The sequence below is a fragment of the Pseudomonas sp. HMWF006 genome (genome assembly GCF_003061205.1).
GTDB classification, from domain to species: Bacteria; Pseudomonadota; Gammaproteobacteria; order Pseudomonadales; family Pseudomonadaceae; genus Aquipseudomonas; species Aquipseudomonas monsensis.
This window is the reverse complement of the sequence record NZ_QAIU01000472.1, coordinates 1-2,460: the sequence shown is the minus strand read 5'-3', so window position 1 is coordinate 2,460 and position 2,460 is coordinate 1. Positions and strand designations below refer to the sequence as shown.

The following is a 2,460-nucleotide window of genomic DNA, read 5'->3' as shown; positions in this document are numbered from 1 at the left end:
GTGCTGCGGGTCTACAACCGCCACGGCCGGCGGGACAACAAGTACAAGGCGCGGATCAAGATTCTGGTCAAGGCCCTGGGCATCGAGGCGTTCGCCAAGGAAGTCGAAGAGGAGTGGCAGCACCTCAAGGACGGCCCGGCGCAGTTGACCGACGCTGAATACGAGCGGGTCGCCAGTGCGTTTGTACCGCCGACCTATCGCACCCTGGCCGATACCGATCTGGACTTCGGCACGCGGCTGGCCGAGAGCCCGGCGTTCGCCCGTTGGGTCGCGCGCAATGTGCAGCCGCACAAGGTGCCCGGTTACACCAGTGTGGTGTTGTCGACCAAGCCGGGCATGGCTGCGGCGCCGGGGGATGTCACCGGGGTGCAGATGTTCGCCGTGGCGGACTGGTCGCAGCGGTTCGGCTTTGGCGAGATTCGCATCGCGCATGAACAGAACATCGTCCTGCCCGATGTACCCAAATCAGACCTCTACGCTCTGTGGCAACTGGCGAGCAAGCACGGTCTGGGCAGCGCCAACGTCGGCTTGCTCACTGACATCATCGCCTGTCCGGGCGGTGACTTTTGTGCGCTGGCCAACGCCAAGTCGATCCCGATTGCCCAGGCGATTCAGGCGCGCTTCGACAACCTCGACTACCTGCACGACCTGGGCGACATCAGCCTGAACATCTCCGGCTGCATGAACGCCTGCGGTCATCACCACATCGGCAACATTGGCATCCTCGGCGTCGACAAGAACGGCAGCGAGTGGTACCAGATCACGCTGGGTGGGGCGCAGGGCAAAAACAGCGCACTGGGCAAGGTTATCGGCCCGTCGTTCAGCGCTGCCGAAGTGCCGCAGGTGATCGAGCGGATCATCGGTACCTTTGTGCGTTATCGCGAGAGTGAGGAATCGTTTGTCGATACCCTGGCGCGCATCGGGCTGGAGCCGTTCAAGGAACGGGTCTATCCGAAAACGCTGGAGGTGCCGGCATGAACAATCTGTTGCGACTGGAGCAGGGCATGGCGCGGGTTGTGGCGGATGATCCGTGGACGCTGGTACGCGAGCCATTGATGCCGAGGCCCAACGGGTTGTTGATTCTGCCACTGGCACACTGGCTCGAATCGCCTTCGACCCACGCCGTGTGGCTCGGTCCGGACGATGAGGTCGAGAGCCTGGTCCCGTGGCTGGCGTCATTGCCGCTGATTGCCCTCGACTTCCCGAGTTTCCGTGACGGACGTGCCTACAGTCAGGCGTATCTGTTGCGCCGTCGTTTCGGCTGGACAGGGGAGCTACGCGCAATTGGCGACGTGTTGCGCGATCAGTTGAGCCATATGCGCCAGTGCGGCTTCGACAGTTTTGCCGTGCGCGAGGACAAGTCGGCTGAGGACGCACTAAAGGGACTCGCCGGCATGAGCGTGCTCTACGGCCGCTCGGTGATCGAGCCACGCCCACTGTTCCGAAGACGCTGACATCTTCCTGATAAAGGACACCGGTGTGGGCTTTGCGTACCGGGGAAACCCTTAGGGCTCCCATGAATCGGGCATTTTTCCTTGGGTCGATGGTGGCCTTTTGGTAGAGTCGCCGTCGCCAGCGGGTTTTCGGCTGGACGATGGAACCGAAGAAGGGAGTCTGATCAGTGAGTCCGGGCAAAAAAATCCTCGGCCTCACCGCGTTGCTTTTGATGCTGACGCTGTGGGCCAGTTACTTTTATGTATTCAAGGAAAACCGTGGCGGTCAGCTCGGCGGTGTCGGCGAAAGCACCGCGTGGTGCGGCACGCCGCCGTCTACCGAAGCGGCGTTGCTGGGCAAGGATCAACTGACCTTGCGCGTCACCAACAACCTGCGCGGCGAGTTCATGCTCAGCGGTTCGCTGGTGGTCTCCGAACGCACTTTCAACCGCTACGACCTCGCTCGCAATGAACTGCGTTTGCGTCTGGAGCCGTTGCAATGGTCCTACGGCGTGACGCCGATCTTTCTTGAGCAAGTCAAGGTTCAGCCCCTGAGCCGCAACCTCTCGGCCACCAACAAAAGCGCTTACGCCGAACTGGAGCCACGCCCGATCGGTGTGCAGGGTCAGGTCACCGAGTTCCCCTTCGACACCTACCGCTACGGCTACAAACCGGTGCTCTATTACCTCAAGGGCAGCGAGCGCGTCGATCTGCGCTTCAAGAACATCACCACGCTGATGGAGATGTCTAACACCTTCACGCCGATCCAGAAGTACAACCGCGTCGACTACATCAACGAGAAAACCTCGATGATCCGCGACGAGGATTACAAGGCGTATGGGCCGCACGAATGTGCCTTCAGCGTCGAGCGCAAAGGCTCGTTCAAAGTTGTCGTGCTGTTGCTTCTTCTGGTGCTGTGCCTGCCGTTGCTGTTGGTGTTTTACCGCAATGAGCCGGGGATCGACTTCCTTGCCACGCTGTTGGGTGCGGCGATTGTGCGGGTGCTGCTGATCGGGCCGGTGCAGGA

Annotated in this window: 3 protein-coding genes; all 3 read left to right on the top strand. The window is 61.1% G+C overall.

The window, feature by feature from the left end:
* Positions 1-978, top strand: a 978-nt coding sequence (locus tag DBR24_RS20615) for a nitrite/sulfite reductase (protein ID WP_146189090.1), incomplete at its 5' end; no start/stop codon positions are given.
* Positions 975-1,454, top strand: coding sequence for a DUF934 domain-containing protein (locus DBR24_RS20610; RefSeq protein ID WP_128615682.1), 480 nt, complete (start codon positions 975-977; stop codon positions 1,452-1,454). The genes DBR24_RS20615 and DBR24_RS20610, both read left to right, overlap by 4 nt.
* 167 nt (positions 1,455-1,621) lie before the next feature.
* Positions 1,622-2,460, top strand: an 839-nt coding sequence (locus tag DBR24_RS20605) for a hypothetical protein (RefSeq protein WP_128615681.1), incomplete at its 3' end; no start/stop codon positions are given.